This is a genomic window from Pseudomonas sp. GW823-FHT02E01, assembly GCF_058797535.1.
Map to the genome: position 1 here is coordinate 234599 of NZ_JBXAJS010000009.1, position 25523 is coordinate 260121.

The window sequence follows — 25523 nt, forward strand, 5'->3', positions numbered from 1 at the left end:
TGAGAGTGCTCAATCACAGACCGAGGTCAGCATGCCATTAACCGCTCTCTTGCGTTGCAGTGATCTTGTCGACACCGGTAATTACTACCGTGAAACTCAGTGAGTCAGCAGCAAGGGTGGGTGACAATGCAGGCAAGAAAAGTAGGGCCGAGTGATCTGGGTCATCTGTGTAAGTCATTAAGCCAGGCAGGGCTGCCCTTCAGTGATGTCAGTGAACCAGATCGACAGTTTTACCGGTTCGAAGTGGATGGGGAGTGGGTGGCTTATGGAGGGCTCGAAGGTGCGGGTTCCGATCTGTTGCTTCGCTCAATAGTCGTTTGTGAGGCGCATCGTGGAGAGGGGCTGGGTAAAGCGGTGTTGTCTGAACTGGAACGCTATGCGGTCTCTCAAGGCGCAGTCCGATTGCACCTGTTGACTCAAGGCGCTGCTGGTTTTTTCTCTGCCAATGGATACGAACTGCTTGGCAGGGACGAGGCGCCTGCGGCTATCACCCAGACAGTTCAATTCAAGCATTTGTGCCCTGCATCGGCGAACTATCTGCGCAAGTTGCTTAACGGTCCTCCTTGTACTGATTAGTCATTGATGTGCATCAGCACTCCGAGTGATTGAAGCTGGCCTGATGGACGGGCTGTCGTAAAACTGTAATGTTGCGGTCATAGAATTGAAATGACTACTTAGATTTTCCTTCAGTTGGCCTTAGGCCACTTTCATGGATGAACAAGCCCGATGCGTCGTGTCGTATTCAATCAGAAAGGTGGTGTTGGAAAATCCAGCATTGCCTGCAATCTTGCCGCTGTAAGTGCTGCCGAAGGTTACCGAACGCTGCTGGTTGACCTCGATCCCCAGGCAAACTCGACTCACTACCTCACGGGACTACTCAACGAGCGCATTCCCGCAGGCATAGCCGATTTCTTCAAACAGACACTGTCCAGCGGCTTCGAAGGCAGAAGGAATCGAGTGGCCATAACCGAGACCCTTTACGACAACCTTCACCTGGTGGCTGCCAGCCCTGAACTCTCAGACATTCAGGCAAAACTTGAGAGCAAGTTCAAGATCAACAAGCTACGCAAGTTATTGGTTGAGCTGTCCGGGGATTATGAACGCATCTATATCGACACACCTGCGTCGCTGAATTTCTACACATTCAGTGCACTGGTGGCTGCCGATCGAATACTGATTCCGTTCGATTGCGACAGCTTTTCTCGTCAGGCGCTGTATCGCGTTCTTGCGCAGGTAGAAGATCTACGTAGTGATCACAACGAATCACTGGAAGTGGAAGGGGTGGTGGTCAACCAGTTCACCGAGCGCACTGGCATGCACCAAAGTCTCATTGATGAGCTGTTGGCAGAAGGTTTACCTCTGCTACCGGTTTACCTGAGCAGCTCCGTCAAGATGCGTGAATCTCACGAAGTTTCAGTCCCTCTCGTCCATTTGGCTCCTCGCCACAGGCTTTCGCTGGAGTTTGTTGGCTTGCTGGATGCCCTGGAGCGGGCCGCTTAGCTTCATCACTGATGGATTCGGCTAGCGTCGACTCAGCCGGAGTCGGTGATTCAGAACCCGTTCGTGCAGCTGAAACACTGGCGAAACATTCCAGCCTTATGATTCGCGTCACTGAAACCTGGGGGGTTGGAGATGAATCGGCCATCAAGAAGCATGCGCAAACTGCTCGACTCCGTCGCAACCAATAATGAGGTAGCGGCGCTTGATGTGATGCGCGCAGCAGAACAGCTCCAGGACGAGGTGCTTCGTCAGCGGTTGCTCAACATGATTCACCAGCTCAACCGCGATGCCAATGACTTGCGGATGGCGCGCGACGATATCCAGGGCGGCACCATAAAGCTTGCATGACCAGTCATCTCTTCTGGGTTCAGCCGGTGGATCCCGCCACCACCGCAGCGAAGTTGTTCATTGTGGATTAGCGGATTGAGGTGTTGAACCGCATAGCGCGCCCACCCGATTTGTTTGTAGCCAGCACGGTCGCGTACTGGGGTTCGAAATATATTGCCACTTCATTGAGCGTGGCTCAGGCCGTCCCGAGTTACTTATCACTCAGGCGGGGAATTGGGCAATCCAGTGCCTGGCAATCTCTTCGCGCCTACAGATCCACACTGCGTCGTGGCCTTGCACGTAATCCAGAAAACGCGCCAGCGCCATCGCACGACCAGGATGGCCACTGATCCGTCCATGCAGGCCGACGCTCATCATCTTCGGGTGGTGCGCGCCCTCCTGCCACAGCAGGTCGAAAGCATCCTTGAGCAGTCGGAAGAAGTCTTCACCGCAGGCGAAACCATTCGCCAGCAGATAGCGGGCGTCGTTGTTGACCAGCGTGTAAGGGATCACCAGGTGGGCGGGCGAGCCCGGGAGCCAATAGGGCAGGTCATCGTTGTAAGCGTCCGAGCTATAGAGAAACCCACCTTCCTCACGCAACAGGCGGCGGGTGTTCTGGCTGACCCTTCCTGTGTACCAACCTGTGGGGCGTTTACCGCAGATCTGCTCGATCACGTCGAGGGTGAGGCGGATATGGCGCCGCTCCTGGTCTTCAGGCATGTCGCGATAGTCCAGCCAACGGTAGCCATGCCCGGCAATCTCATGTCCGGCAGCGCAGAGCGCATGGCCAATCGCCGGGGTGAGTTCCAGTGCTCGGCCGACGGCGAAAGCGGTCAGCGGCAGGCCTCGGGCGCTGAACAGCTCCAGAATGCGCCACACGCCTGCGCGCGATCCGTATTCGTACATGCCCTCTACGCTCAAGTCCGGTTCCCCCACACGCGGCGGACGGCCCGGTAGCTCGTGAAGCCAGGCCTCCGACTGTGCATCGCCATTGAGGATGCATGACTCCGCGCCCTCTTCGATGTTGAGTACGAACTGGACCGCGACGCGCGCCTCACCGGGCCAGCGCGGGTGGGGTGGGCAGCCGCCATAACCGATGAGGTCGCGAGCGGACATCAGCCCAGCTCGAAAGTCGTGACGCCGAACACACGTTCGTGCGCGATCGCCGGAGGAGGGCCGAGGTACATGCGTGCGCAGCCGAAAACTTCGATCATGCCCTGTTGGTGCACGAGCGCCATCGCGGCGGGGTTGTTCTGCGGGGCATCGAGAAACAGCGGGCCACCCTGCGCAAATTCCGCCAGGCGCGCGTAGAGGGCATTGGCTGCCAGGGCGTCATCGGCGAACAAGGGGCCGATCTTGCAGCCTTCCCGGCAGCGCCTGATTACGCCATAGCCGCTTAGCCTGCCCTCGCGCCGGCAACCCACGGCGAGTGCATCGGCTTGGGCTATCCATCCGCTCAGGAAGGTTGCGCGCGCGGCGGGGAAGCAGGTGCGGTCGTAATCGACAATCTGATCGAGCGGGAAAGTGGCCAGCGGGACGATATCCTGGCCGTCTACTTGCGAGGTCGCCGGGCGTTCGGTGATCTCGGCACGAAAACGCATGTTGCGATGGGAGAAGACGAAACCGCCCTTGGCGTAGTAGTCCTGCATCGCGAAGACGCCGTCCATGCCGATGCTCGCGCCTGGGCGCAGGCGGGCGAGGAGTCGCTCGCGGCGTGCGTGCCAGAGGGTATTGCCCAGACCTTGACCGCGATATTCAGGCCGGACGATGAAAAAGCCCATGAAACCGAATTCGCCATCGTAGGAGGTGATGGCACCGCCGCCGATCAATTCGCCGCCCCGGGACGCCGCGATGAAAGCGGCAGGGTCCGTCGCCCAGAACAGCTCGGCATCGTGGAGACCGGGATTCCAACCCTCACGGGCAGCCCAATCGACGAGCTCGTCCAGCTCGGGACGGGTCATGTTGCGTATGACCAGCTGATTCGACACCGCGAAGTTCTCCTCAGTCGCTAATCGAGCGTGTGGTCCATCCCCACTCTGAACCCTTTCGGTATAGCTTCAACCCGAGTTTTGATCCAGTTCGTCACGTCATCTGCAGAATATGTTCGGTCCCATTGAATTGTCCTGGTTGAGATAGCCGTAGATATAGATCTTCAGCAGGATCGCAGGGTGGTAAGCAGGACGGCCTGTGTCAGCGGGAATAGCGCCGTCAAAACCCAATGAGACCAAGTTGGGTTCGTCGACGAAAACGTCGACTACACGCACTGGTTTGGTGTCGTTGACGTAATCGTCGAGGCTCTCGGGAAGCAAGGTGCGTTGACTCCGGCGTTCACCTTGAATAAAGCGCTTCAGGGGCGATCCTTGCGATGAAAACCTCAGAAATCATAGCAAGGGTTTTCGGGCTGGATAGATACTCAATCGTGGACTTATTGAACCAACTGCCGGATCCCTAGAGACAAAATCAAACCACCGCATAATCGATCAATAGCTTTTTTCCTCCTTCGATACGCTGAAGCGATCTCAGGTTGCGACAGAGCGATTGCGACCACTCCATACCAAGTCATCGAAACCACCACTACGACTGCCAGCATCGACAAAAACGTGCTTGGTGAAACGTGGGTGGGGGCTGCCGCTGAGAAAATAGCGGCATAGAAGGCCATGGATTTAGGGTTGCCAATGTTCGTAATGACCCCTTGAATGAATGACTGCCGAAAGTTTCCGACGACAGCATTATTACAGGGGGCAAGCGCGCTCTTCCCGGCCTTGAGCAGCAGTCGGAATCCAAACCACATCAGATAGGCTGCCCCCAGAACTTTTACGATCAGCGCCGCCCAAGGGAACGCAGCAAATACAACGCCGATACCTGCGATTGCACAGGTGGCCCAGAATAAGTTGACCAATACGATGCCTGCTACCAAGGCCAAAGCTTCTGACCGCGTAGCAGCTACCGCTTTGTGGACTACTGCAACGAAATTTGGCCCTGGAATAACGACACCGGCCAGGTAAACCAAAAAGACTGTCAAAACGGCGGGGCCATCGATCATGTGCATTCCTTTGCGAGTGTTGTGGCCGGGGAGGTCATCATTCGGTTCAAGACCGCCCGCGGCTTCAACGTACAACGAAATAAAAATTCGATACAGGGCTTTTGAGCGTAGTTGTGTTTTTACACACTCTGGGCCGAAAGCGCTCCTTGGATGAACGTCCGGTCTTGGCCGTTTTCTGCCTGTTGAGTAGGATAGCTATCGACTCAGAGCGTAATCAGTCACGGACCTCTGCTTTTTGAGGCCAGCGTCACCAACGCACTTTGAAAGACTGGCTCGAAAAGCCCAGAGCCGTCAGTACATGACTGCCTTCTCTTACTTGGTGCGGAGTGACGATTGCCTCACCTCCAACAAAGAAACAAGCGCCGGCATCAGCACCAATGCCCCCACCATGTTCCAGACAAACAGCAGCACCAGTAGCAACCCCATATCCGCCTGAAATTTCAACGATGAGAACGCCCAGGTACTTACTCCCAGGGCCAGGGTGATACCGGTGAAGGCAACCGACGTTCCCGTGGTTTTGAGCGTTTCGAAATAAGCCTGGCGCAAGTCCATCCCTTGCCGCAGGAAGTGCTCCAGGCGGCTATACAGGTAGATGCCGTAGTCGACGCCAATGCCCACGCCCAGGGCGATCACCGGCAGGGTGGCGATCTTCACTCCCAGTCCCATCTTTGCCATGACCGCCTCACATAGCACGGTCGACAGATACAGGGGTGCCATCAGGGCGAAGGTGACCTTCAGCGATTTGAACTCCCACAACACCACCAGCGAGATGATCACGAACACCAGCATTAGCATCAATTTTTCTGAGTGCTTGATGACGCTGTTGGTGGCCGCTTCGATGCCGGCATTACCGGCTGCCTGAAGCACTTCGAACTGGCCGTCGGCGTAGTCTTGTCTGAATTTTTCAACGACATCGCTGACCCGGCTCAGGGTCTGGGCCTTGTGGTCACGCAGGTAGAGGCTGATGGGCACCAGGCTGCAGTCGCTGTCGACTTGTTCGGTGGGCACGCCTGAGCGGGCGTTGTTCATCACATACGGGTCGCGAGACAGTTCGGCCCATTTCGGGTTGCCTTCGTTACGGGCGACGATGTTGAAACGCATGGTGTCGTACAGCGATTGCACCGACTCCACACCTTCGACCTCACGAAGCCGATGCTCGAACTGGTTGGCAAGGTCGGCGGCGGCAAAACGTGAACATTGTTCGGCCGCAGTCTTGAACATCACCACATAGACGTCGGTGCTGGTGGTGTAGTGGTCGAGCAGGTAGGCGTTGTCCTGGTTGTAGCGGGCTTCGGGACGAAACTCCGGGGCACCGCCATCGAGGTCACCGATTTTCAGGTCCTGGCGCGCCTGGTAACCGATGGCCAACAGCACCAGGCACACCAGCACCAGTGGCACGGCCTGGCGCGGTTCGACCACCGCGGCAAGGCGCCGGAACACCGGCCAGGAGGCCTTGGCCCGGGCATGCTGGCGGGCCGTGGCACGAGGGCTGACGCCGACATGGGACATCAACACCGGCAGCAGGAACATCTTGGTGAAGATGGCGACGAACACGCCGATGCTGGCGGTGATCGCCAGCTGCTTGATCACGCCGATATCGATCACCATCAGGGTGATGAAACCCACGGCGTCGGCCAGCAGCGCCGTGGTGCCGGGGATGAACAGGGCACGGAAGGTGCGCCGGGAGGCTTCTATCGGCCCGTGGCCCTGGGCTGTTTCACTGACCATCAGGTTGATGTTCTGCACCGCATGGCTGATGCCGATGGCGAAAATCAGGAAGGGTACCAGGATCGAGTAGGGGTCCAGGCCGTAGCCCAGCAGGCTGAGGATACCCAACTGGCACACCACGGTCAGCAGGCAGGTGAAGACGGTGACCGCGGTGCTGCGCCAGCAGCGACAATAGGCATAGAGCAGGGTGCTGATCAGCACCACGGTGATGACGAAGAACAAAGCAATGTTCGCCGCTGCCGCCAGCAAATCGCCAATGATCTGCGCAAAGCCAATCACCCGAATGGTCACGCCCTGGGTCGAGAAACGTTCGCGAACCTGCTGGTCCAGGGCCTGGCTGAAGGCGCCATAGTCCAGGGCTTGGCCGGTTTGTGGATCATTATCCAGTAGCGGTACGCGAATGATGGTGGAGCGCAAGTCGTTAGCCACCAGGTTGCCGAGCATGTTGGCGCGCAGAATGTTCTGCCGCACCTGGGCGAGGGCGTCAGGGCTGCCATCGTAGCCGTCGGGGATCACCCGGCCACTGCGCACACCTTCGGTGGTAACCTCGGACCACACGGCGTTGGGCGTCCACAACGACTTGAGTTTGCCGCGGTCAACCCCGGGAATGTAGAAGACCCTGTCGGTGACTTCGCGCAGGGTTTCCAGGAACGCCGGGGTGAGGATTTCGCCCTCGGGGTTCTCAACGATGATGCGCAGCACATTGCTTTGCGGGCGCAGTACTTCTTCAAAACGCAGGTAGTTCTGGATGTATGGGTGGTGGGTGGGAATCATCCGAGTGAAGCTGGCGTCCGCCTTGAGCGACAGGGCCTGGTAGCCCAACAGCAGCGAGACCAGCAGGAACAGCGCCAGCACGACCACACGATTGTGGAACAGGACCCGCTCCAGTGTGGACATCAAGCGCGATTCAGGGGTGTTCATTTTCAAAGGTTGTTTGGCAGGGGCGTTCATTGCAGGTACTCCTGGATCTCTTCTCGCCCAAGCAGGCGCAGGCCGCGGTTGCCGACCAGTGCCAGGGCGCCGTCAGGTAACGCCGCCGCGCCCAGCCATACGGCCTTGTTGCGGGGTTGCAGAATGCGGAAGTGCTGCAGGTCCTTACTGTGCAGCAGGCCCGCCTGGCCGGTGAGCAATACGCTGTTGTCGGCCAGTTGCTCGGCGCCATACAGGCTGGTGGCGCTCGGCAGCGTAGCGGCCTGCCAGTGCTGTCCGTCGTCCTGGCTGCTGAACAGCGCGCCACCGAAACCCATGGCCAGGACTTGGCCGTCGCGTAATTGAGTCAGTTTGTACAGCGAAGCTGGGGTCAGCACTTGCGCCGGTTGCCAGTGGCCAGCGGACTGGCGATACAGCCGTCCGCCCTCGCCAGCGATCAGCAGGTCGCCGTTGGCCAGGCCCAGCACAGAGTTCAGGTGCAGGCGGTCGGGGTTGTCGAGGCTGGCGACAATAGTCCAGGTGTTGCCACCATCGGTGGTATGCAACACGGCCCCATAGGCACCGACTACCCAGCCTTCGCGGGCGTTGCGAAACCACACATCCAGCAAGGGGCGAGCGGGCCCGGCTTCGGCGCCGGCGCTGATGTCATCGAGGGCGAAGCGGGCACTCTCCAGTGCCTGCTCGTCGACCGTGGGTGCTGCTTGCAAACGTTCGACTTCGCTTTGTGCCCATTCGAGCATCAGTGCATTGATGGTTCTGCCGTCCAGTTGCGGGGTCCAGGAAGCGCCGGCATCGTCGCTGTGCAGCACCACACCGTCATGACCCACTGCCCAACCCTGGCGATCATCGACAAAGTGCACGGCAGTCAGCAGCAGATCGACGGGAACCTTGGCCTGTTCGACGCGGCCATCGGCCTTGCGCGACAGGATGTGACCATCGGCCCCGACCATGACCAACTGATCGCCTACCCGCTGCACATCGATAAGCGGCGCGTACTGCGCCTTGGCAGTCAATCGTGAGGGGCGTTCGAGCCGGTCGGCCAGTGGCGAAGCCACGGTTGTCGTCGACAGCAGCGCGGCACTGAGAACAAGCGCACAACAAGCAAAGGTAGGTGTATTCATCGCAGATCTCAAAAACGGCGTGGGATGGTCACAAGACCACCCCGAAAGCTCGGTGGCGGGTTCAGCGACCCGAGCGGCGCAAGGCTGAAGGGCTGAAGTCGGTCAGCTTGGCGGTGAGGCCGAAGGTGGCACCGCGCTCTTCGTTTTCCAGCCCGTAGACCACATATCTGCGGGCCTGCAGGTCGTAGATGACTTCGCTGATATGGATTGCCGAAAGCACGTCGTAGCGTTGCAGGCTGTGCGCTTCCTGAACCCGCCACAGTTCGCCACGACCGTCATAGAGGTCAGCCGCGAGGATGCTCCAGCTGTCCTCGTCGACGTAGAACACCCGTTTGGCGTAGATGTGCCGCTCGCTTGGCTTCAAGGTCGCTTCGACGACCCAGACGCGGTGCATCTCGTAGCGCAGCAAATCCTGGTTGAGATGGTTGGCCTGGATGATGTCCTTGTACTTGAGGCTGCGGTTGGCCAGCTTGTAAGTGTTGTAGGGCACGAGCATCTCTTTCTTGCCCACCAGCTTCCAGTCGTACTTGTCTGTCGCGCCGTTGTACATGTCGATGGTGTCGTAGGTGCGCAGGCCGTCCGAGGTGCCCAGCGGCGAGTCATAGGCCGCTTCCGGCGCGCGCAGCACTCGACGTTGCCCTGGGTTGTAAGTCCAGGCCAGGCGCGCTTCGCGGGTCTGGTCGATAGGTTCGTGGATCAGGGTCTGACCACCGGCCACGCTTTCCGGCGAAGTCACCTTGCCCAGGTAGTAGTAGAGCCGGTTGGGCTCCGGATTGCCCATGGCCGAGGCCATGATGGCTTTGACTTCGCGACGGATCGGGGTGAAGTTGCCGTTGCTTTGCACCACCATTTCGGTGGGGAAGTACTGGTAGCCGCCAGTGCGAAAGCGTACGAAATGATTGAACAGCACTTCCACGCCCGTCTTGGGCACGGGGAAGGGCACGCTGCTTTTTTCATAACCGGACAGGCCGTTGCTGTCAGCGGCGAGACTGACTTCGACCGCTTCCTTGCGGATCTGCGCATACTCGCTCTGCGGCAGCGCCGCGGTGCGGTGGCTTGGGTACACCGTCATCGAAAAGTCCGGGTACTTCGCCAGCATGGCCTGGTAGCCATGACTGAGGTGCGCCGCATACTGTTTGAAGTTGCCGGCATTGACGGTGTACAGGGCTTTCTCACCGGCAAACGGGTCGACATAACCCTGGCCGGTGTTGGAGCCGGCCGGGGCCTGGGTCAGGCCACCGGTCCAGGCCGGAATGCTGCCGTCAGCGTTGCCGGCTTTCTCGGCACCGGTGGGGGTCAGGTCCTGGCCCAGGCGGGCGACCTCGGCGTTGTCCAGTTTGGCCAGGGCGTTAGCGCTGATAAGGGCCAGGAGGCTGCCCAAGGCGGCAGCGCGAAGCAGAGTGGTGTTCATGGTAGACCTCATGTTCAGAAACCCATGCGCAGGCTGAGGGAGACAAAATCCTTGTCGGTGGCGGCGAAGGGGGTATTGCCGCTGCCGGACCAGGAAAGTTCTGCAGAGTATTTCTGCAGGTAATCGAATTTGGTGCCGACCGAGCCCACCAGGCGGTCTTCGGAGAACACGCCGTCGTACGACCAGCCCTTGATGTCCTGGCCGAAGGCGACAAAGGGTGAGACGTTTATCCCGGCCAGCAGCCCTGGATAATTCAGTTGTCCGCGCAGGCGATAACCCCAGGAAAACTTGCTGGTGTAGCCATCGCTGGAGCAGCCGAGTTTGCGGAATCTGGCTTCGCTCCCCAGTGCACAACCTCTGGCGTTGCCACTGGCCAGGTCCGAGCCAAAAGTGTCGGCCCTGGCGTAACGGCGCTCGTCAAGGCCGGGCAGGTCGTGCATGTACTTCATGCCCACTTCGCCGCTCACATTGAGGCTGTCGGCACCCAGCACCTGGGGGATGGATTTGATCGCGCCCAGCGACAATTGCGAGATCTTGCGCCGGTCGTAACCGTTGTAGGCCGAGCCCGGGGTGGCATTGATCGCATCCTGGCCGAGGGTGATGTTCTGGCCGATCAACTGGCCGAGCTGAGTGGGGTTGCCGGCGAAGGCCGGAATCAAATCACCGGTGGCCAGTTGCACGGGCTGATTGGGGCGCAAGCTGTACTCGCCGAATACCGAAGTGCCCCACAGGTTAGTGGAGAAGCTCAGGCCGTAGATGCGGATGTCTTCAGGAAAGTCGGCGAAGTAGCGGCCATTGGTAGCTTGTTGTCCGGGCAACCAGCCGGCCCCGCGGCCCGGACGCAGGTCGGTGATAATGCTGGAGTAGGGCGTGCGCGAATGTATGTTCATGGCGTAGGCACCGAACTCGGTGTCGATGCTGTCGGCAAAGTAGCGCAGGGCCAGGCCGAACTGGCCGGCGTCGGACGGCTCGTTGTCGTCGGCACGCTGGATGATCAGGTCATTGGCGAAACTGGCGGGGTCGTTGGCACCCCCCTTTGGCACTCCAAAGCAGCCCTGGGGAATGAAGTCGTTGGTCGAGAAATAGGTTCCGCAACCTTCCAGCACGGTGCGGCGCCATTGCAATTGGTAGAAGGCTTCCAGGTTGAGGTTGTCAGTCAGGCCCAGGTTGCCGTAAAGCATTGGTACCGGCAGCAGGCCTTCCTTGACCTGGGAACCCGGGCGACGCAGGGCGGCGACGTCGATGGGGTTGATGGCGTTGATGCCGTTCTGGAAGTACAAGCCTTCGCCCCAGTTGATCACCTGGTTGCCCACTCGTGCGTTGAGCGGATGATCGGCAATGGTGAAGTCACCGAACACGTAGGCGTCGAGCAGGGCCAGCCCCTGGAACTGGGCCAGTTCATCGAAGTGGCTGTCATCCAGTTTGCTGTTGGCCTTGTAGCCGTTGGACGAATGCCCAAAGTCCACTTCGCGGTTGCTCAAGGTGTAGTCGTACCAGGCCTTGCCGCGAATGAAGGCGCCGTAGTTGCGCCAGTTCAGCTCCATCTCGCCAAGCAGGGTGACGGGCGAAGACACCAGATTGCGCTTGCGAAAGTTCAAGCGCCCGTCATCGCCGGTGCGGCCACCGCTGGCGTTGAATTCGCCGGGCTTGCCGTAGCCAATGACATTGGCGTTGCCCTGGAAAATGTTGTCGGCACTGGGTTTTTCTGCGCTCCACACGCCGCCGATATTCAGGCTGCCGTTGTAGCGACCACTGACTTCGCCCCAGTTGAACTCGCCGGCGTTGGCAGGGCTGCACAGGGCATAGGCAAGGGGCGTCAACAGCAAGGTGGCCAAGGGACGCGGGGATGTTTTGTGGCGGGCTCGTTGGGAGCTCATGGTGGCTGCCTCTTGATTATTGTTATAGGAACACCGGGCAGCACACGGCCCAGCATCGGCCGTGTGCTGTTGAATCGTCAGGGGTATGGGCGAGCGGCCTGAAAGGGCGGCCGCGAAATGCTGCGCTACATCACAGCGGGGAGCAGGGCGCTGACCATGCTGTTGAACGCGGCGCTGGTGTCAGCCGCCTTGCGCGTGCTCACTGGCGCCGCGTCGGCACTGGTGGCCCGTGGAGCCATGTCGGGCGCCGAGGACATTTTGACGATCACCAACTCGCGCTTGGGGTTGATGTAGATGCGCTGGCCAAAACGCCCGGCGGCTTCGATCGAGCCGTCGCCATCGTTCTTCTGGTACCAGTAATCGCGGTAGGCGTAACCGGTGCGGTCCTTGGCCTTGGGACTCTGGGCAATCAGGTTCTGGTTGTCGTTGGGGCGCAGGGCCAGTCGCACCGCCTGGGCGAAGGCCGAGGTATCAGCGGGGCTGGTCCAGGCCAGGCGAATGGCTTCGGCAAAGCGCGCGGCATCGCGCAGGGTGCTGCTCATGCCGCCGCTGGCCATTTCCGTGCCCAAGGCATCGATCTGGCTGTAGGCGTCATCCTCGGCGAATTGCGACCAGATCCGCTCCGACACCAGCGCCGACCAGCTCTTGCCCGTGACCCGGCGCATGGCCCAGGCCACGGCTTCCGGCGAGCCGTTCTGGTAATACCAGATGGGGGTGGCGCTGGCTTGCGCGGGCAGGGTCGCGGCCTGCAGGAAGCTGTAGATATTGTCGGGCATGTCCGGCTGGCGCGGCACGATGCCGGCGGCGGCGAACAGGCCGATGTCCGGTGGGACTTTGGCGGGATAGACCGCCTCTACCTGCATGTCCAGGTTCTGCTGCAGGGTCGCTTCACCGAACGGCGTGCCGGCCAGCTCCGGCACGTAGCTGGACAACTTTGCGTCCGGCGCCAACTTGCCTTCGGCGATCAGGCTGGCGGCGAGCAGGCCGGTCACCGACTTGGTCATCGAGGCCCAGATATGCGGTTGCTCGGGGCTGAACGAATCGAGGTAGCGCTCGTACACCGGCTTGCCGCGGTGCAAGACAATAAAGCCGTCGGTGTAAGTTTCCTGCAAGTACTCAGGCAGCGATAACGTTTGCTCGCCTACGGCGAATTTCAGCTGATCGAGTTCGACTGGCGTGCCCGTTCCCAAGTTCAGGGGGCTGGATGCACGGCGAATGCCGGTGGTGGGGGTCATTGCCCGGGCATTGCGCAAGGCCCAGCGCAGGTTGGGCAGTTCGAAGGCATTTTGTTTGGTAACGCGCTTGTCCATCGCTGGCGGAAAGCCCTGCATCACGCCCAGGCGGACCGGGTCGCTGGTCTCGGCGGCGGCCAGGCTCTGGGCACTGACAAGGGCCAGCAGCAACGCAGGCAGCAGGCGTTTGCAGGTGGGTGAAACTTCAGGGGTCGTGAAACTCATTCTTGTTATCTCCTGGCGGTACAGCTTGAGGGGAGCGCCGATCCCTACATCGCAGCTCAATGGCGAGCCGACATTGAACTCAGTCTGAGAGCGCGATATACCTGTGCGCAATGCATCAACAGCTATAGATCCATAGCCAAGAGGAATGTCATGGACGTGCGTGACCTGGAATACATCATCGCGGTCCAGCAGTACGGGACGGTGGGTAAGGCAGCGGAACAGTTGGGTATCACTCAGCCTTCGCTGACCAAGGCGGTGCGGCGTGTCGAGACGCAGTTGGGGGTCATGTTGTTCGAACGCACCTCCACCGGCATGCGCCTGACCCAGGCCGGCGAATTGTTTCTGGCCCGGGCCAAACGCTTGAGCCGCGACTTCGACGACGCCTTGGCCGAAATGCGTAGCATCCGCAGCGGCGAGCAGGGTGGGGTACGCCTCGGTTATTCGCCGTCGTTGCCCGACGCCCTGGTGGTTGCCAGTTGCCGACGGCTGTTGCGCGAACGCCCGGCGGCGCGCTTGCGCATGCGTCGGCGCTTGGCCAGTGAACTGCTGGAGCTTTTGCGCAACGGCGAGATCGACGTGGCGGTGATGCCGATCTCGGCCGCCACCGAGGGCTTCGACACTCAGGTGCTGTATGAGGATTGCCTGGCCGTGGTGGCCGATGCCCAGCACCCGCTGGTGGCCAGGAAGCGCGTGCAGCTCAGTGACCTGCACGATCAGCAGTGGCTGTTGCCCGAGGGCCACATCAGCATCCGCCAGGCTCTGGACAACGCCTTTATCAAGCAAGGCCTGGCGCCACCGACCTTACGCATCGAAGCCGATTTCAGCAGCGAAGCCCTGTTCGAACTGATCGTCGGCACCCCAACCCTGACCCTCTCGCGCTGTGGACGGATGACCCAGGCTGCCGGCCTTGCCCCGTTGAATCTGGACCTGGGTGGCCTCGACCTGCGCCGGCGCATCGGCCTGATCACCCGACCGGGCGGTTACCTGTCGCCGGTGAGCAAGCGGCTGGTCGAACTGTTCCAGGACGAGGCCTGCGAGCGCAACATCCAGGAGTGGTTGTAGGCCCGAGCCATCCCATTTTGTTATGGGGGACCGCTCAAGAGTTGTATTGGCGGGCTTTTTTTCTCCACTTGTAAGATCGGCCACCCCGTTCTACTTCGGAGAATAAAAAGTGAATCTTGGAAAGATAGTCAGCCGAAGTGCGCGGTACTGGCCGCACAACGAGGCGGTCGTCGACAGCCGCCAGCGCCTGACCTACGCGCAACTTGAAGCGCGCAGCAATCGCCTGGCCTCCGGCCTGTTGAAGCTTGGCCTGGAGCCGGGCGCCCATGTGGCAATCCTGGCGATGAACCGCGTCGAACTGGTCGAGGCAGAGGTGGCCTTCTACAAGGCCGCCATGGTCAAGGTGCCGATCAACGCACGTTTGTCGCCCGAAGAAATCGTGCGCGTGCTCAACGATTCGCGCAGCGTCGCGGTGATTACCGGCAGTGCAGCAGCGAAAGCTTTGGCCGCCAGTCGCGAGGCGCTGCCACACCTGAAATGGATCATCGTGCTGGCCGATGAGGGCGGTGATATCCCTTATCGCGAAGTGCTAGACATGGGCGATGAGCAAGCACTGAACAGCGATCCCGCCGATGAGCAACTGGCGGTTCTGCACTACACCTCGGGCAGCTCCGGCGTACTGAAGGCGGCGATGCTGACCTTCGGCAATCGTAAAGCGCTGGTGCGCAAAAGCCTGGCCAGTCCCGTGCGCGGTGCAGGCCCCGACGACGTCATGGCCCATGTCGGGCCGATCACCCATGCCAGCGGGATGCAGATCATGCCGCTTTTGGCGGTGGGCGCCTGCAACCTGTTGATCGAGCGCTATGACGATGAGCTGCTGTTGCGCACCATCGAGCAGGAGCGGGTCACGCGCCTGTTTCTGGTACCGGCGATGGTCAATCGCCTGGTCAATGTCGAAGGCGTCGAACGTTTCGACCTGAGCAGCCTGCGCCTTGTCATGTATGGCGCCGCGCCGATGGCACCCGCATTGGTGGAGCGCGCGATCCAGGTGTTCGGACCGATCCTCGCCCAAGGCTACGGCGCCGGCGAGACCTGTTCGCTGGTGACCGTGCTGACCGAGCAGGATCACCTGGTCAAGGACGGCGATACTCGCCTGCTGTCGTCGTGTGGACGCTGCTATTTCGAGACCGACCTGCGGGTGGTCAACGAGCAGTTCGAAGACATCCAGCCCGGTGAAATTGGCGAGATCGTGGTCAAGGGCGACGACATCATGCAGGGTTACTGGCAGGCGCCGGAGCTCACCGCCGAAGTCATGAAGGACGGTTACTACCTCACCGGCGACCTGGCCACGGTCGATGAACTGGGCTACGTGTTCATCGTCGACCGCAAGAAGGAAATGATCATTTCCGGCGGCTTCAACATCTACCCCACCGAAGTCGAACAGGTGCTCTACCGCCTGCCCGAAGTGTTCGAGGCTGTCGTGGTGGGCGTGCCGGACGAGCAGTGGGGCGAGGCGGTAAAAGCGGTGGTGGTGCTCAAGCCGGGCGCGACCCTCACTGAGGTGCAAGTCATCGACTATTGCGCCCAGCACCTGGCCGGCTTCAAGAAGCCGCGCAGCGTCGACTTCACCGATGAACTGCCAAAGAACCCCAACGGTAAAATCGTGCGCCGGGTGGTTCGCGATGGTTACTGGAAAAACACTCAGCGCAAGATCTGACGCCGCAGGAGCAGTACCGAAATGATCGAACCAAGCGAAAAAGCCCAACGTATCATCAGCGACATGCAAGCCTTCATCCGAGATGAAATCATCCCGCTGGAGAAGAAAGAAAATCTGCAATGGGGCGAAGCGCATCCGCGGGCGATTCTTGCCGATGTCTGGAAACGTTCCTGCGAACTGGGCTTCTACAACGTCATGTTGCCGGAAAACCTCGGCGGGGCCGGCCTGAGTGTGGTTGACCTGTGCGCCGTCAAGGAGGCGGCAATTCTGACCGGCTCGATGCTCGCGCCTCATGTGCTGGGCGAACTGAGCGGCCCGCCACGGGTTGGCCATCTGTTCAAGGTGGCCAGCGAGGTGCAGGTCGAGAAGTTTTTGCAGCCGGTGTGCAGGGCCGAGAAGGCCGTGTGTTTTGCCCTGACCGAAGCCGAGGCAGGCTCCGATGCCAGCGCGATCAAGACCAGCGCCCGGCTTGACGGCGATCACTACGTCCTCAATGGCGCCAAGCGCTACATCTCTGGGGCACCCTATGCCGACTTCGCGGTGTTGCTGGCAGTGACCGGACCGGGGCAGGGGGCGGCGGGTATCTCGGCGTTCTTCGTCGACCTCAAGGGGCCGGGTGTGCAAGTCGACGCTGACTACCAGGTGATGTCCGGCGGCGGCAGCCACGGCAATATCGAGCTGAAGGACGTGCGGGTGCCCGTGGAAAACCGCATCGGTGACGAAGGCGCGGGCTTCAAGTTGGCCATGGGGCGCATCACCCTCAACCGCCTGCTGCACTGCCCGACCATGCTCGGCATGGCTGGCCTGGCCTTGAACCTGTCGATCGACTATGCCCGCACCCGCACCCAGTTCGGCAAGCCGATCGCCATGTTCCAGGCGGTCAACCACATGATCGCCGACATGGCCACCGAGCTGCTGGCAGCGCGCAGCATGATGTACGCCACGGCGGCGCTAAACGATGCCGGCGGCGACATTCGCACCCAGGCACCGATGTGCAAGCTGTATGCCTCGGAGGCGGCGTTCCGGATTGTCGACCGTGCCGTGCAGGTACACGGTGGCGCCGGTCTGATTCGCGGTAATCCGGTGGAGTGGATGTTCCGCGCCACCCGCATGATGCGTATCCTCACCGGCACCAGTGAGATTCAGCGCAACACCATTGCCAAGGGCATCCTCATGCCGAGCTGAGCCCATCAACCTGCGCCCGCCTATATGGCGGGCGACTTCTATCTATAACAACAATCAGAGGTATCCCATGCTCGGCATCGAATCCAGCTACCGTCCGAAAGCCGCCTGGACCATTGCGGCGCTGTTGGCGGTGATGATGCTGGTGAACTTCCTCGACAAGGTGGTCATCGGCCTGGTCGCCGTGCCAATGATGGCTGAACTGCAGTTGAGTCCGGCAGAATTCGGCCTGATCGGTGGCGCCCTGCACTGGCTGTTCTCCCTCTCGGCAGTGCTCGGCGGCTTTCTCGCCAACCGCAAACCTACCCGCACCCTGTTGCTCGGCATGGGCCTGTTCTGGGCGCTGGTGCAACTGCCGATGCTGTTTGCCACTTCGCTGTGGACCATCGTCGCCTGTCGGGTGCTGCTTGGTATCGGCGAAGGCCCGGCCTCGCCGGTGGCCACCCACGCCTTGTACAAATGGTTCCCCGACAACAAGCGCAGCCTGCCTGTGGCCCTGCTGCATTCGGGCAGCGCCCTGGGCTTGCTGGTAGCCGGCCTGCTCATCCCGTGGATGAGCATGCATTACGGCTGGCGCAGCAACTTCGCCGTGTTGGCGGTCATCGGTCTGGTCTGGTGCGTGGCCTGGTATCGCCTGGGCAAGGAAGGGCAGCTGGACGACATCGCCACTCGCACCGAAACCACGGTGGTACAGACGCGCATCCCTTACCGGCGACTGTTGAGTGACCCGACTGTGATCGGCAACTACGTCGGTCACTTTGCCGCTAATTGGTCGCTGGCGCTGACCCTGACCTGGGTCCCGGCCTATCTGGAGAAAGGTCTGGGCATGGCTTCATTGAGCGCCGGGCGGATGTTCGTGGTGTTCGTGCTGGTGACCACGCCGCTGAGCCTGATCATGGCCTGGTGGTCGCAGCGTCTGTTGCGACGTGGTTTGCCGTCACGGGTGGCTCGGGGCGTGTTCGTCTCCGTGTGCCTGATCCTCAGCGGCATCCTCGCTGCCTCATTGATGCTGCCGGGGCTGTCGGTCGCCGAGCGCATGGCCTGCCTGACCTTCAGCGGTGGCCTGGCGCTGGTGATGTATTCGATTGGCCCGGCGATGCTGGCCGAAGTAGTGCCCAGCGGCCAACGCGGCAGCATGCTCGCCATCGGCAACGCCTGTGGTTCATTGGCGGGGCTGGCGGCGCCGGTGGTCACCGGTTTTCTGGTGCACAATGCCCAAGGCATCAACGGTGACGGGTATGCCCACGGCTTCATGGTCTGTGGCGCGATCCTGATCAGCGCCGGCCTGATCGGTCTGCTGACCATGAACCCGCAGCGTTCGCGCAACCAGCTCAAGTTGCCGGTGCCCGTCATCGTCTTGCGCGGCTGAACGCACTCAAACGTCCTGCTGTTCGCGCTGACGTTCGATCAACTCACCTTTCCAGCGTCCTGACTGCACCACTTCGATCAGCAGGGCGCGCACCAGGTCGCGCATGCACGAGGCGGCAAAGGTCAGGGGCTTGTGGGTCGAGTAGGCGATGGACAAGGTGCGTCGCACGCTCGGCTCGACAATCCGTCGGGCCACCTGTTGCGGGTTCTCTTCCACCGCGGGCCAGTTGCCGATGGTCGCTGCCAGGTTACTGCGCACCAGGCTGCTGACGCCCTGAGCGGTCTGTTGCTCGTATTTCACCTTGAGCTCCAACCCGGCTTCGATAGCCGCCTGTTCCACTCGCCGGCGCAGGTGTGAGCTGGCCCGTGGCGCCATAACCAAGGGACCGCGAATCGCCTGGACCAGGGTGATGCTGTCGTCGGCGCAGGCCGGTGCCTGCAGGCTCAACCAGTACAACTCTTCGGTAAAGATCGGCTCGGCGTGCACATGCTCGAGCTCTTCGGCATTGGGCACCACGCCGAAGTCGACCTGGCCCATCTCGATGGCTTCACCACCTTCCAGGCTCAGGCCGTCGCGCACGGTCAGCTCGATGCCGGGAAACTTTTCGCTCGCGCGGGTGATGATCAGCGGCAGCAGCAATGCCGAGGCGGTGACCGGTATGGCGATGGCCACCCGGCCCTTGGGGTTGCCCTTGGTGGACTCCAGCTCATCCTTGACCGTGTCGATAGTCTGCACCACCGAGCGGGCAATCTCGTACAGGCGTCGACCGGCGTCGGTGAGGTTGACGCCATCGTGCACGCGTTCGAGCAACTGCATCTCCAGCTCACTTTCGAGCAAGTTGATCTGCCGGCTCAGCGCCGGTTGCGCAATGTACGCCCGGCGCGCCGCCGAGGAGAAACTCCCGGCCTCGGCAATCGCAATCAGATAACGCAGTTGTTTGAGTGTCATCGGGGTTCCGCGGCCATGCCGGCGCGTTATGGGTTGTATTGAAAGACGATATTGGTCTGGCACCCAGCGCCTCACTAGGATGGCGCCATTGCTTTTATATGACCTGTTTATCGGCCTGGTTGCAACGCTAGCGTGTTGAATTTCAATGCCTTGCAGCCGGGCACTGTGGAGTGCGTTGCATGAAGCCGACCGCGTCTTCGTCTGCCCTGAACCGTTTGCTGTTAGGCCAAGGGCAGGAGCCCGACCCACGTTTTACCCTGGCCAATGAACGTACCTTTCTGGCCTGGATTCGCACGGCGCTGGCACTGCTGGCCAGTGGTATTGCCGTTGAAGCGTTCACCCCGGGACTGTTCAGCCCGGATGCGAAGCGTGCGCTGGTGGTTGGTCTGCTGAGCCTGAGCCTGATCGTCAGCCTCAGCGCGTTCTGTCGCTGGTTGAGTGTCGAGCGCGCGTTGCGCCGGCAAGCCGCGCTGCCGGCCTCCCTGCTGACGCCGCTGCTGTCACTGGGTTGCGCCGTTATCGTGGCCGGCGTGATGGCGGCGTTCTGGGGGCAGGGATGAGCGATGCCGGGCTGCAGCCGGAACGTACCACCCTGGCCTGGCGGCGCACGCAGATTCTACTGGTGCTGGTGGCCTGCCTGGCCTTGCGTTGCCTGCATCATCATCCCTTGTTGATGACGGGCGCTGCCATCCTGGCAGCGCTGCTGGCACTGGCGATCCTGTTCGAGCAGCGTCGTTGCTACCAACGTGCATGCCTGGGTATCGACGGGCAGGGCACGACCTGTAACCCGCTGCCGTTATTGATTCTCACCCTGTGCTCGGCGCTATTGGCGGCGCTGAGCCTTCTTGCGGTCCTGGCGCGAGCCTGACTTTTCAAAAGGAGCAGCAACATGAAGCCGGACTGGTCCTGCCTCAAAGATGTGAAGATCATCGATGTCAGTCAACTGCTACCCGGGCCCCACGCCACCTCGCTGCTGTTGCAGCTGGGCGCGGATGTCATCAAGGTTGAACAACCCGTCACCGGCGACAGCTCGCGGTTACTCGGCAACGGTGTGTTCGCCCAGTTCAACCGCGGCAAACGCTCCATCGCACTGAACCTCAAGGACCCGACCGACAAAGCGGCCTTCCTTGAACTGGTGCGCCATTGCGATGCCGTGGTCGAAGGCTTTCGGCCCGGTGTCATGCAGCGTCTGGGGCTGGGTTATGAAGACCTGGCGAAGGTCAATCCGGCCATCGTCCTGTGCTCGATTTCCGGCTTCGGCCAGACCGGCCCCTATGCCGCCCATGCCGGCCACGACCTCAACTATCTAGCCATGGCGGGCTACTGGTCGATTCCGGTGCAGGTCGAAGACAAGGTCGCCCGGCCCAAGTTGCGGCTGTCCGACTATGCCGCCTCGGCCTACGCCGCGTTGTCGCTGTCCGTGGCAATCATGAGCGCCCGCCAGCAGGGCGTCGGCCAGCACCTGGACGTGTCGGTGCACGACGCCATCCTGTCCTGGACTGCCCACATGGCCTGGCTGGCCCGCGGCTTCGAAGACAACCCGGTGGCCTCACCGACAGTGCTGCCCGAGAACGATATTTTCCAGACCCGCGATGGTCGTTATCTGGCAATGGGTATTCTCGAGAACAAGTTCTGGGTGATGCTGGGCCAAGTGCTCGGCGATGATTTTCCGCAGCTCAGGGAAGAACGATTCGCTCATCGGATGAGCCGTTTTGGCCGCAAGCAGGAGGTGAATGCCATGCTCAAGGAGGTATTCCTCAGTCGCACCCTGCAGCAGTGGACCGAAACTTTTTCCGGGTATGACTTGCCATTTTCGCCGCTGCTCAACGCCAGCGAATTGTTCGATGATCCGCATGTGCAGGCGCGAGGTACGGTGCGTAAATTGCCTGCGGAGAGGTCTATCAGCGTCGGATTTCCGGTGAAATTCTCCCGTGGATTACCGGACAGTGATGTGAGTGTTCCGGCGTTGGGTGAGTTTGACATTGAGGCGTTCAAGGCCAGAAATCGGACTTGATACTTGGGCTTCACCATCCGTATATAGCCATTCCAGGTTACGATCTGTCAGCGTTCGCTTCTGGCCGTTTTCTGCCCATCGCGAGAGGCAGAAAACGACCCATTGCGGTCATCAGTAAGCGTCGTCCTGTAGTAGACCGCTTCCCGAGATTGCCCACATACTCGCCCACGCTGCGGGGCACTGGGGTCGGCTGCACAATACCTGCTGCGAACCGTCACCATGCTTTAGCAGCACGGAATTCATGATCCCAATATGTGGCGCCTCCAATCCCTCGTCGCAAACGAGATCGAACGCGCCTTCGTAGTGCGCGGTTGATTGACTTCCTGCTATCCCGCATGCAGCGACTGCAATTGACCAGCGCGCATTTTCCAGGCACGGTTGATCGGACTCTCAGGCTTTAATGCAAGGCGCTCGGCAACCAGTGCCTCGGCAAGTGCGCGGTTGCCAAGGCGAATAGCTGCTTCGGTCAGTGTCCATGAGAAGACATCACGCTGCGCGTGACTACCGCCGAAGCGGTTAGCTTTGGCGCGTAGTGGCATCAACGACTCCATAGCTTGGGCGTAATCCCCACGACCAAACGCCACCAACCCTTCGCACGCGGGCACACCAATCTCTCTACTCATCATGGCGTTGGTACCACTGCCAGCAGCGGACCGCTTCAGGGCATCCAACTGCTGAGCTTGTGCACGACTGTTTCCAGAACCCACGAATGACATCATCGCGTTCACGTCGTTAAAGGCGTAGAAGCCGTCTTCACAACGGGACTCCCATTTTTTGGCCAGTCCTTTCCATCGATCTCCAACGTCATGACCGAGCAGGGAGAGTCTCCAGAGCAGCGCTGATCCATCAAGTAGCTCAAGAGCTTGACCAAATCCACCCGCTGAAATGTCCTCATCAAAGAGACGAAGCGCGCCAGCCACGTCATTAGCCTCAAGGAGGAATAGCGCTTTGTGCCACCACAAATGGAAGGCAAACATGCTATTGGGAGCCCAAGCATTGGCGCTGGATGAAAGGTACTTAGCCCCCTCTTCGCTACGGCCCTGCATTTCCATGACATGAGTGACGGCATGCACTGCCCAACCATCCTGCGGGTTCAAGGCAACAGCCTCGCGCCCCTGTTCTTCGGCCTGCCGGTAATCCCCTGCCTCTTCCAGGCCAAAGGCATACATCCCTTTCACAAAGCCAAAGCCAGGAACCTCGTTATCCCAGCGCGACATCACACGAGCCACGCGATCACGTAGCATGTGCGAGTAACCTAGATAGAAGTCGCCCAAATGGGCGTATTGCAGTGCCAGCAGATCGCGGGGGTGCTCGATCGAAACACGCCCCCAGATTTCGATTGCCCGCTCCCAGTCGCCGTCGAACCAAGCGCGTACTGCATGGATATGCTGCCGCTCACGATCATTCGCTTTCGGTGCCAACCGCTCTGCCGCGTCCAAGCTCTTGAACAGCTCTGAGTCAAACGCTTTGTCGGTCGCAGTCGCAATCGCGCCAGCACGAAAGGCGTAGGCCAGCGCAAAATCCGGGTGCTCCGCGATAATTTTGTCAGCCGCAGCCAGAGGATCGGCCTGGTAGGCATGCAGCAAGTCGCAAGCTCTATCCAGAGCATCGATTGCCTCCTGCGAGCGATAGGAAACAGGATTGCCACGCTTGTCGCGTTTGCTCATGGTTTCCTCCTGACCACGCCCTAAGGGCATACATGATCGAAATGTGAAGATCGCTCTCGATTGTCCCCCCGAGTTTGGCTCAGAGACACTTTTCCGACGAAACGTGAATGGCTGCTTCTGGCCAGTTCCCTTCGATACCGGCCGATTTATCCCTGCCGACCGGGTCTCTGGCAACGTTTGATAGCCCGCACCCGGCAACCCAATCCTGGGAGCGACCTGCCAACAGCGCCACATCTCAACTTCGCAAAACCCTCAAAGCAACCGTTCAATGGCAGAATCCCCTCAACTTGATCGTTTTGGAGAACACCATGCTTCGTGCGTTTGAACGAAGGCTCGACCCCTTTCCTCCTGACGAGGTACCACCGCCACCCGATGGCCTGGCTCGCTTTCTGTGGGCCTGTACGCGGGGCGCCCGCGGTTACATCCTTGCACTTGCGCTACTAAGTGCCGGTGTGTCGATTTACGAAGCCTGGCTGTTTTCCTTCCTCGGGCAGGTCGTGGACCTGCTCTCGACCTGGCAGGCAGGCGGTGAAGCGGCTGCGCAGGAAAGTCGCGTGTTGTGGGGCATGGGCATCGTAATGGTGACCAGTGTCGGGCTGGTGGCATTGCGCACCATGGTGCAGCACCAGATATTGGCGATTAACTTGCCGTTGCGGCTGCGCTGGGACTTCCATCGTCTGATGCTGCGACAAAGCCTTTCGTTTTTTTCCGATGAGTTTTCCGGTCGAGTCACCACCAAGGTGATGCAGACTGCGCTAGCGGTGCGCGACGTGCTATTCACCCTTATCGAGATCGTGCCCGGGATCGGGGTGTATTTCATTGCGATCATCGCACTGGCCGGTGGCTTCGCTTTGAAACTGATGCTGCCTTTCGTTGCCTGGGTCGTGTTGTTCGGCCTGGCCATGCTGTACTTCGTGCCCCGTCTGGGGAAAGTCGGGCAGGAACAGGCTAATGCGCGGTCGATGATGACCGGGCGTATCTCGGACGCCTACACGAACATCACTACGGTGAAGCTGTTCTCCCACTCCAATCGTGAAGCGCACTTCGCGCGCGCAGCGATGGAGGATTTCAAGCACACCGGCTTTCGCCAGATGCGCCTGGTAAGCCAGTTCGAAATCGTCAACCAGGCATTGGTGGTGGCGTTGATCATGGCAGCAGGTGGTTATGCCCTGTGGCTATGGCACCAGGGTGAGGTCGGCGCAGGTGCCGTGGCGGCAATCATCGCCATGGCGTTGCGTATCAATGGCATGTCGAACTGGATCATGTGGCAAATGACCTCGCTGTTCGAGAGCATCGGCACCGTGCAGGATGGCATGGCGACGCTGACCCAGGGCACCAAGGTGCAGGACGCTCCGGGTGCCGGCGTGCTCGTGACCTCCGGCGGCGCGGTAACCTTCGATAAGGTGAGCTTCAATTACAATGGCGAACGCCAGGTGCTCGATGGTCTGAGCCTGAGCATCCGCCCGGGCGAAAAAATCGGCTTGGTTGGCCGCTCTGGCGCCGGCAAATCCACGCTTATCAACTTGCTGCTGCGTTTCTATGACGTCGACAGCGGGGAGATTCGCATCGACGGCCAAAACATCGCACAAGTGACGCAAGACAGCCTGCGCGGCTGCATCGGTATGGTCACGCAGGATACCTCCCTGCTGCACCGTTCCATTCGCGACAACATCGCCTACGGCCGTCCCGATGCGACCGATGCGCAAATCCGCAGCGCCGCGGCCAATGCCCAGGCCGATGAATTCATAAGTCAATTGAGCGACCGGCAAGGCCATACCGGCTACGACACCCTTGTGGGGGAGCGCGGCATCAAGCTGTCGGGCGGCCAGCGCCAACGCGTCGCGATTGCCCGGGTGATGCTCAAGAACGCCCCGATCCTGCTTCTTGACGAGGCCACCAGCGCGCTGGACTCGGAAGTCGAAGTGGCCATTCAGGAAAGCCTCGATGAAATGATGCAGGGCAAGACGGTGATCGCCATCGCCCATCGGCTGTCCACGATTGCAGCCATGGATCGGCTCATCGTCATGGATGACGGACGCATCATCGAACAGGGCACCCACACCGAATTGCTCGGGAAGAATGGCGTCTATGCGCGGCTTTGGCAGCATCAAAGCGGCGGGTTCCTGGGGGAGGATAAAGGCGTGGTAGAAGAGGCTATGGATCAGGCGTGAGTGTGAAGGGTAGGCAGCAGGGGGAGGGGCGCCGACTGGCCGATAGCTGCCTGACGCGA

The 25523-nt window shown here is 60.4% G+C and carries 21 protein-coding genes and 1 pseudogene; 11 read left to right on the forward strand and 11 right to left on the reverse strand.

Annotated elements, in window-relative coordinates:
- Positions 1 to 126: 126 nt before the first annotated feature.
- The 3 genes from arsN2 (at position 127) to AC1RDQ_RS22180 (ending at position 1848) form a co-directional block, all read left to right on the forward strand.
- Complete coding sequence (arsN2, locus tag AC1RDQ_RS22170; protein WP_079246766.1) at positions 127 to 576, forward strand: arsenic resistance N-acetyltransferase ArsN2; 450 nt, start codon at positions 127 to 129, stop codon at positions 574 to 576.
- A 150-nt stretch (positions 577 to 726) separates the two neighbouring features.
- Entirely contained in the window at positions 727 to 1500 is a 774-nt protein-coding gene (locus AC1RDQ_RS22175; RefSeq protein ID WP_057715304.1) for a ParA family protein, read from the forward strand.
- Positions 1501 to 1632: 132 nt separating this feature from the next.
- The gene (locus AC1RDQ_RS22180; RefSeq protein ID WP_057715303.1) at positions 1633 to 1848 is read left to right on the forward strand and encodes a hypothetical protein; all 216 of its coding nucleotides are present in this window, start codon (positions 1633 to 1635) and stop codon (positions 1846 to 1848) included.
- Between the two features lie 201 nt (positions 1849 to 2049).
- On the opposite strand, the gene puuE is transcribed toward AC1RDQ_RS22180, so the two are convergent.
- The 9 genes and pseudogenes from puuE to AC1RDQ_RS22225 form a co-directional block, all read right to left on the reverse strand.
- Entirely contained in the window at positions 2050 to 2943 is an 894-nt protein-coding gene (gene puuE, locus AC1RDQ_RS22185; protein WP_057715302.1) for an allantoinase PuuE, read from the reverse strand.
- Complete coding sequence (locus AC1RDQ_RS22190) at positions 2943 to 3815, reverse strand: GNAT family N-acetyltransferase (RefSeq protein WP_057715301.1); 873 nt, start codon at positions 3813 to 3815, stop codon at positions 2943 to 2945. The genes puuE and AC1RDQ_RS22190 overlap by 1 nt, the downstream gene beginning before the upstream one ends.
- 126 nt (positions 3816 to 3941) lie before the next feature.
- Positions 3942 to 4178: pseudogene (locus tag AC1RDQ_RS22195) on the reverse strand (transposase); the annotation flags it as partial.
- Positions 4179 to 4252: 74 nt separating this feature from the next.
- Positions 4253 to 4870 (reverse strand): LysE family translocator, encoded by a 618-nt coding sequence (locus AC1RDQ_RS22200; RefSeq protein WP_407516003.1) that lies wholly within the window; start codon positions 4868 to 4870, stop codon positions 4253 to 4255.
- Positions 4871 to 5182: 312 nt separating this feature from the next.
- The gene (locus AC1RDQ_RS22205; protein WP_492588119.1) at positions 5183 to 7549 is read right to left on the reverse strand and encodes an efflux RND transporter permease subunit; all 2367 of its coding nucleotides are present in this window, start codon (positions 7547 to 7549) and stop codon (positions 5183 to 5185) included.
- Positions 7546 to 8649 carry a YCF48-related protein gene (locus AC1RDQ_RS22210; protein WP_492588120.1) on the reverse strand — a complete coding sequence of 368 codons (1104 nt, stop codon included), beginning with the start codon at positions 8647 to 8649 and terminating at the stop codon, positions 7546 to 7548. Before AC1RDQ_RS22210 ends, AC1RDQ_RS22205 begins: the two co-directional genes overlap by 4 nt.
- Positions 8650 to 8710: 61 nt before the next feature.
- A complete protein-coding gene (locus AC1RDQ_RS22215; protein WP_407516000.1) occupies positions 8711 to 10060 on the reverse strand; it encodes a DUF1329 domain-containing protein in 1350 nt (449 codons plus the stop codon).
- 14 nt (positions 10061 to 10074) lie between these two features.
- Entirely contained in the window at positions 10075 to 11937 is a 1863-nt protein-coding gene (locus tag AC1RDQ_RS22220; RefSeq protein ID WP_492588121.1) for a DUF1302 domain-containing protein, read from the reverse strand.
- A gap of 125 nt (positions 11938 to 12062) precedes the next feature.
- A complete protein-coding gene (locus AC1RDQ_RS22225; RefSeq protein ID WP_492588122.1) occupies positions 12063 to 13394 on the reverse strand; it encodes a serine hydrolase domain-containing protein in 1332 nt (443 codons plus the stop codon).
- Positions 13395 to 13544: 150 nt separating this feature from the next.
- Between AC1RDQ_RS22225 and AC1RDQ_RS22230 the strand changes: the two genes are divergently transcribed.
- From AC1RDQ_RS22230 to AC1RDQ_RS22245, 4 genes are all read left to right on the forward strand, one after another.
- Positions 13545 to 14456 (forward strand): LysR family transcriptional regulator, encoded by a 912-nt coding sequence (locus AC1RDQ_RS22230; protein ID WP_407515997.1) that lies wholly within the window; start codon positions 13545 to 13547, stop codon positions 14454 to 14456.
- A 109-nt stretch (positions 14457 to 14565) separates the two neighbouring features.
- Complete coding sequence (locus AC1RDQ_RS22235; protein WP_407515996.1) at positions 14566 to 16113, forward strand: AMP-binding protein; 1548 nt, start codon at positions 14566 to 14568, stop codon at positions 16111 to 16113.
- Positions 16114 to 16134: 21 nt separating this feature from the next.
- A complete protein-coding gene (locus tag AC1RDQ_RS22240) occupies positions 16135 to 17298 on the forward strand; it encodes an acyl-CoA dehydrogenase family protein (protein WP_407515995.1) in 1164 nt (387 codons plus the stop codon).
- Between the two features lie 67 nt (positions 17299 to 17365).
- Positions 17366 to 18664, forward strand: coding sequence for an MFS transporter (locus tag AC1RDQ_RS22245; protein WP_492588123.1), 1299 nt, complete (start codon positions 17366 to 17368; stop codon positions 18662 to 18664).
- 6 nt (positions 18665 to 18670) lie between these two features.
- Here the strand turns inward: AC1RDQ_RS22245 and AC1RDQ_RS22250 are convergent, their stop codons facing one another.
- Positions 18671 to 19612 carry a LysR family transcriptional regulator gene (locus tag AC1RDQ_RS22250; RefSeq protein WP_492588124.1) on the reverse strand — a complete coding sequence of 314 codons (942 nt, stop codon included), beginning with the start codon at positions 19610 to 19612 and terminating at the stop codon, positions 18671 to 18673.
- A gap of 179 nt (positions 19613 to 19791) precedes the next feature.
- On the opposite strand from AC1RDQ_RS22250, the gene AC1RDQ_RS22255 reads away from it, so the two are divergent.
- From AC1RDQ_RS22255 to AC1RDQ_RS22265, 3 genes are read left to right on the forward strand one after another with little or no spacing between them, the layout of a single operon-like run.
- Positions 19792 to 20172, forward strand: a complete 381-nt coding sequence (locus AC1RDQ_RS22255; RefSeq protein WP_407515992.1) for a YidH family protein — start codon at positions 19792 to 19794, stop codon at positions 20170 to 20172.
- Complete coding sequence (locus tag AC1RDQ_RS22260; RefSeq protein WP_407515990.1) at positions 20169 to 20480, forward strand: DUF202 domain-containing protein; 312 nt, start codon at positions 20169 to 20171, stop codon at positions 20478 to 20480. Before AC1RDQ_RS22255 ends, AC1RDQ_RS22260 begins: the two co-directional genes overlap by 4 nt.
- A 21-nt stretch (positions 20481 to 20501) precedes the next feature.
- A complete protein-coding gene (locus AC1RDQ_RS22265; RefSeq protein WP_407515989.1) occupies positions 20502 to 21626 on the forward strand; it encodes a CaiB/BaiF CoA transferase family protein in 1125 nt (374 codons plus the stop codon).
- Between the two features lie 326 nt (positions 21627 to 21952).
- Here AC1RDQ_RS22265 and AC1RDQ_RS22270 read toward each other — a convergent pair whose 3' ends face one another.
- Positions 21953 to 23293 (reverse strand): tetratricopeptide repeat protein, encoded by a 1341-nt coding sequence (locus AC1RDQ_RS22270; protein ID WP_492588125.1) that lies wholly within the window; start codon positions 23291 to 23293, stop codon positions 21953 to 21955.
- Between the two features lie 308 nt (positions 23294 to 23601).
- Between AC1RDQ_RS22270 and AC1RDQ_RS22275 the strand changes: the two genes are divergently transcribed.
- Positions 23602 to 25464, forward strand: a complete 1863-nt coding sequence (locus AC1RDQ_RS22275) for an ABC transporter ATP-binding protein (RefSeq protein ID WP_492588126.1) — start codon at positions 23602 to 23604, stop codon at positions 25462 to 25464.
- The last annotated feature ends 59 nt before the right edge of the window (positions 25465 to 25523 follow it).